This window comes from Amycolatopsis sp. NPDC003861, from assembly GCF_053605405.1.
Genome location: NZ_JBSGJD010000403.1, coordinates 1 through 5,551 on the forward strand (window position 1 = coordinate 1; position 5,551 = coordinate 5,551).

At 70.0% G+C, this 5,551-nt stretch carries 5 protein-coding genes; 1 reads left to right on the forward strand and 4 read right to left on the reverse strand.

Annotated features, from left to right (window positions below; genetic code table 11):
- Positions 1-479 precede the first annotated feature (479 nt).
- Positions 480-1,283, reverse strand: a complete 804-nt coding sequence (locus ACWEVN_RS46110; RefSeq protein WP_449685433.1) for an EamA family transporter — start codon at positions 1,281-1,283, stop codon at positions 480-482.
- Between the two features lie 341 nt (positions 1,284-1,624).
- On the opposite strand from ACWEVN_RS46110, the gene ACWEVN_RS46115 reads away from it, so the two are divergent.
- On the forward strand, positions 1,625-1,804 hold the full coding sequence (locus ACWEVN_RS46115; RefSeq protein ID WP_004561029.1) for a DUF7455 domain-containing protein: 180 nt from the start codon (positions 1,625-1,627) through the stop codon (positions 1,802-1,804).
- Positions 1,805-1,953: 149 nt separating this feature from the next.
- Here ACWEVN_RS46115 and ACWEVN_RS46120 read toward each other — a convergent pair whose 3' ends face one another.
- The 3 genes from ACWEVN_RS46120 to ACWEVN_RS46130 are packed head-to-tail and all read right to left on the reverse strand — an operon-like array spanning position 1,954 to position 5,404.
- The gene (locus ACWEVN_RS46120; RefSeq protein ID WP_449685432.1) at positions 1,954-3,135 is read right to left on the reverse strand and encodes an ROK family protein; all 1,182 of its coding nucleotides are present in this window, start codon (positions 3,133-3,135) and stop codon (positions 1,954-1,956) included.
- An 11-nt stretch (positions 3,136-3,146) separates the two neighbouring features.
- Positions 3,147-4,610, reverse strand: a complete 1,464-nt coding sequence (locus tag ACWEVN_RS46125) for a sugar ABC transporter permease (protein WP_449685431.1) — start codon at positions 4,608-4,610, stop codon at positions 3,147-3,149.
- Positions 4,611-4,630: 20 nt separating this feature from the next.
- Positions 4,631-5,404, reverse strand: a complete 774-nt coding sequence (locus ACWEVN_RS46130) for an ATP-binding cassette domain-containing protein (protein WP_004561026.1) — start codon at positions 5,402-5,404, stop codon at positions 4,631-4,633.
- Positions 5,405-5,551: the final 147 nt, after the last annotated feature.

Genomic DNA, 5,551 nt, shown 5'->3' on the forward strand with positions numbered 1-5,551 from the left:
CCGCCCGCCACGGGAGCCACCTGCCACGGGAGCCACCAGCCACGGGAACCACCTGCAGCGGGAACCGCCCGCCACGGGAGCCACCTGCCACGGGAGCCACCAGCCACGGGAACCACCTGCAGCGGGAACCGCCCGCCACGGGAGCCACCTGCCACGGGAACCGTCTGCCACGGGAGCCGTCTGCCGCGGGAACCGCCCGCCGCGGGAGGCTGCCGCTGCAGGACCTGCCCTGCCCGGTAGTGCTGCCGTGGAGTTGGTCGCTGCTGTGTGGTGGGAGCGGGTCTCTCTCCGGCGGTTCCGCCGGCTTGGGTGGGTCTTCTGGCAAGCAGCCTGGTGTCCACCACCCCGAAGCCTGAATTGTCACTACGGCCGGTGGTGGGGGGGTCTGGGTGGGGGCCGGTTGGGTGGTCAGCCTGCCGTTTCAGTCGGGGACGTCCGGACTTTCCAGGTAAACCAGACAAAAGCAAGCCAGCCAAACCTCAGCCCGGCGGCTCCGCCACCTCCGCCGCCCCCGGCTCCCGGCTTCGCAATGCCACCCCCGCCACGACGGCCACCGTCCCCAGGGCCTCGGGCAGCGATGGCACCTGGCCCAGCAACACGAACCCCATCACCCCCGCCGTCACCGGCAGCAGCGCCAGCAGCGTTGCGAACCGTGCCTGCCCGACCCTCCTCAACACCACCTGGTCCAGTGCGTACGGGACCACCGTCGACAGCACCCCTACCCCGACTCCCAGGAGCACCAGCCGTGGCGATGACCACACCGGGCCCGTGCCCAGGGCCAGCGGGGACAGGACCACCGTTCCGGCGAAGAACCCGATTGCCAGGCTGTCGATGCCGTCGCCGCCGACCGCCACCCTCTTGCCCAGCAGGATGTAGCCCGCCCAGGCCAGCGCTGCTCCCAACGCGAACGCCACTCCCCAGAAGCTGCCGGCGATGCGGACGTCCGCGATCGCCACCACGCCCGCCGCCACCAGGAGCAGCGCCACCACGTCGCGGACCGTCCGGGAGCCCAACGCCGCGACCACCACCGGGCCCGCGAACTCCATCGCCACCGCCGTGCCCAGGGGCAGGCGGGCGATCGCCTCGTAGAACAGGACGTTCATGCCCGCCGTCACCACGCCGAACACGATTGCCAGCAGGAGGCGGCGGCCCCTCCAGGCCGCTCGGCCCGGGCGGCGCCAAGCCAGCAGGACCACCGCCGCCCCCAGGCAGCGGAGCCAAGCCACCCCCGCGGGGGATGCGTGGCCGAAAAGGTCGACCGCCACCGCCGCTCCGGCGTACATCGAAATTCCGCTGAGAACGAACAAGAGCGGAGCGGGGACCGCGGAAAGCCGTCGGGGTGAAGTCACGGTACTCACCACCCCATGCTGCCTGACCACGGAAAACGTAACTCTCCGGGTAATCGTCTCCTGGAATGCAGGACGGCGTTACGGCATCCGGGGTAAATCGACGTGACTCAGGTCCCACCGGCGCGGGAACACTTGCGAGCCGCGAAACGTCTGGAACAGTGGAAGCACGAACACGCGGAGCCGGAGGCGATCGCCGCCACCGGTAGCAGTCCCGAAGTGGGCGTAGCTGGATCGATGGCACCGGGCGACCGGTGCCGGGACGGAGGGAGACCCCCATGACATCGCCGACGCTCACCCGCCCCGAACTGACCGCCGCCGACCGCTGTGACCGGTGCGGAGCAGCAGCTCAGGTACGAGCCATCCTCAGCACGGGTGGCGAACTGCTCTTCTGCGGGCACCACGCCCGCGAGCACGAGGCCAAGCTCAAGGAACTGTCCGCCGACATCCAGCGGTAACAACCCAGACGCGAAAGGCGGCCGGTGCGCACAGGCACCGGCCGCCTTTCTGCATCTCCGGCGACTTTCTGCATCTTGCAGATTGCGTGGCTGAAATCACGGTTCGACTACCGCTAGCAGTGATTTCGGACACGGAACCGGACAGAAAATCAGACAGAATCCAGGACGACTTCGAACGCGACTTCCGCGGCCCCGAGCAGCTTCCCGTCGCCCCCGAGGGCCGAGCTGACGATCCGCGTGCCGCCCACCGCCCGGCTCACCAGGCTGCGGCGGCGAACCTCGGCGCCGACGTGCCGCAGCACCGCCTCCGGCAGCACCGTCAGCAGGTCACCCAGGATGACCAGCTGCGGCCCCAGCAGGTTGACGACGTTGATCAGCCCCAGCGTCAGCCACTCGGCGAACTCCGCAAGCCGCGACATCGCCTTCTCCGGGGCGCGGCCCAGCTCCCGCAGCTCGAACAGGATCGCCCCGCGCGGGGTCTCTTCGGGCAGCCCGAGCGCCCGGCACAGGGCCGCCTCGCCGACCTCGGTCTCCCAGCAGCCGCTGCTGCCGCAGTAGCAGGGCCGCCCGTCCGGCCGGATGACCATGTGCCCGATCTCGCCGACGTACCCCGAGCCGCCGCGCAGGGCCGAGCCCTCCGCGATCACGCCGCCGCCGACGCCGACGTCCGCCGAGATGTACACCACGTCGGACGCGCCGCGGGCCGCCCCGCGCAGGTGCTCGGCGACCGCGCCGAACTCGGCGTCGTTGCCGACCAGGATCGGGATCTGCAGCACGCCGCCGAGCCGATCGCCGAGCGCGACGTCGGTCCAGCGCAGGTTCGGGGCCTCGTGCACGTGCCCGTCCGCCCGCCGGACGACGCCGGGTACCGACACCCCGGCCGCCACCGGGGTCACGTCGAGGTCGCCGGCCAGGATGGCCGTCGACTCGATGACGTGGGTGATGACCTCTTCGGGCTGCCCCATCCGGCCGCGCAGGTTCCAGCTGTTGCGGCCCAGGATCTGCCCGCCCAGCCCGACCAGGGCGATCGCGACGTGCTCGACCTGCAGGTCGACCGCGAGCACGACCGCCGCGTGCGGCTGGGGCAGGACCAGGAGCGAGGGGCGGCCCGCCCCTCGTCCCGGCCTCGGCACCTTCTCCTCGACGACACCGGCTTCGGCGAGCCCGTCGACGAGGGTCTTGATCGTGCTCCGGTTGAGCCCCAGCTCGGCGGCCAGGGTCGCCCGGGTGCTCGGCCCGCCGACGTGCAGCAGGCGGAGCAGTGTCGTGCGGTTGTGCCGGCGCACCTCGTCCGGTCGAGCAACGGGCGTGCTGGTCACGGGCTTGATCATCCCATGCTGGTTCAGCGCGCCGACGCAGCCGCGCGGCGCCGGGACAGCGCGTCGACCGTGGCGGCGAGGAGCAGGACCAGACCGGTGATGATGTTGACCACCGCGGCCGGCTGCTTGAGCAGGCCAAGGCCGTTGATGACCACGGCGATCACGAGCCCGCCGACCACGGCGTCGGACACGCGGCCCTTGCCACCGAACAGCGACGTGCCGCCGATGACGGCCGAACCGACCGCGAACAGCAGCGTGTTGAGGCCACCGGACTGCGGGCTGACCGAGCCGACCTTCGACGCGGCGACGATGCCGCCGATGGCCGCGATCGCCGAGCCGATGACGAACACGCTCGCCCGGATCTTCGGCACGTCGATACCGGCGCGGCGGGCGGCTTCCTTGTTGCCGCCGACCGCGTAGACGTACCGGCCGTACCGGGTCCGGTTGAGCACGTAGGTCCCGGCCACCAGCAGCACCAGCATGATCGGGATGACGTACGGGACGCCCTCGATCGTGACGACCGCCTTGTTCGGCGAGCGGTTGATCGTCAGCAGCCAGGTGCCGATCGCCGACAGTACGACGAGCGCGCCGACCTTGACCATCACCAGCGCCGTCGGCTGGACGACCAGGCCGCGCTGGAGCCGCTTGAAGTGGCTGGTCAGCGTGATCACCGCGAACCCGCCGGCCGCGACGAGGAAGAAGATCCAGCTGCCCAGGATGTTCAGGTTGCCGTTGGCGATCTTGTACAGGATGTCCGAATTGCTGATGCCGATCGTGCCGCCCTCACCGATGAACTGCAGCAGGACGCCTTGCCACACGATGAACAGCGCCAGCGTCACGACGAAGGACGGCATGCCGATCTTCGACACGAGGAACCCGGTGATGCAGCCGATCGCAGTACCGACGCAGATGGCCAGCAGGATCTCGAGCCAGGCGTTGGCCGGGACGCCGATCGCGACGAGCAGCAGGCCGATCAGCGACAGCGCGGCACCCGCCCAGATCCGCTGGTAGGCCGACAGGAGCATGGCCAGGGCGAGCACCCCGATGAACGTGATGAACACGCCGGTGCCCATGTTGCCCAGGAGGTTCCCGTTCTGGACGTAGTGCAGGGCCATCACGGACGCGGCGACACCGGAGGCCACACCGGCGGCGAGGTCGATCTCGCCGAGCAGCAGCACGAACACGATGCCCATCGCGATGATGATGACGCCCGCGCCCTGCGGGAACACGTTGGCGATGTTGGCCAGCGTGAAGAAGTTGTCCGACAGCGCGCTGAACAGGATCACCAGCACGAGCAGGCCGAACAGCGACGGCAGCGCGCCGAGTTCACCGGCCCGCAGGCGGGCGAAGTAGTCGCGAACGGCCTCGCCGGTTGACATCGATGTCGTGTCGATGCCGAAGTCGGAGATCGCCCCGGTGGGGGCCTGGGTCTGCGCGAGCGCGTCGGCGGGGGTGCCGACCTCGTGCTTGGCAGGGGTTTCAGTCATTTCCGGTTCTTTCTTCCCGCTCACAGGACCACGGCTTCGGGCCGGGCCAGGCCGAGGTCACCGGAGCGACCGGCGGTGATCAGTTCCACGACCTGGCCGTGGGTGACGTCCTTCGTGTGCACCTCGGCGACGAGCCGGCCGAGGTAGAGCACGGCGATGCGGTCGGCGACCTCGAACACGTCGGCCATGTTGTGGCTGATCAGCACGACCCCCAGGCCCTGCTCGGCCAGCCGGCGGACCAGGTCGAGCACCTGCCGGGTCTGCGCGACACCGAGGGCGGCGGTCGGCTCGTCGAGCACGACGACCTTGCTGTTCCACAGCACCGACTTCGCGATGGCGACGGTCTGCCGCTGGCCACCGGACAGCGAGGAGACCGGCGTGCGGACCGACTTCACGGTCCGGACCGACAGGGAGGCCAGCGTCTCGCGGGCGGCCTTCTCCATGCTGGCTTCGTCGAGCTTCCAGGAACTGCCGCGCTCGCGGCCGAGGAACATGTTCTGGACGATGTCGAGGTTGTCGGCGAGCGCGAGGTCCTGGTAGACGACCTCGATGCCGAGTTCGGCCGCGTCCTTCGGGCCGCGGATGTGGGCGTCCTGCCCGTTGAACCGCACGGCCCCCGAGTCGTACGGGTGGATGCCGGCGATGCACTTGACGAGGGTCGACTTGCCGGCACCGTTGTCGCCGACCAGTGCGGTCACTTCGCCTGCACGCACGTCGAAGTCCACGTCGTGGAGGACGTGGACCGGGCCGAAGCTCTTGTTCAGGCCCTTGATCTCGAGAATGGGCTCACTCATGGATGGGCTTTCTCCTGGGTGGGGACCGGGCCGGGGGGCGGCGGGCGGGGGGGCGGGCCGGCCCCGCGGTTGAATGGGTTGTAGCGGGGGTCTGGTGTTTCCGATCCCGATCTTTGGGGGGGTCCCCACCGCCCAATGCACCACCCA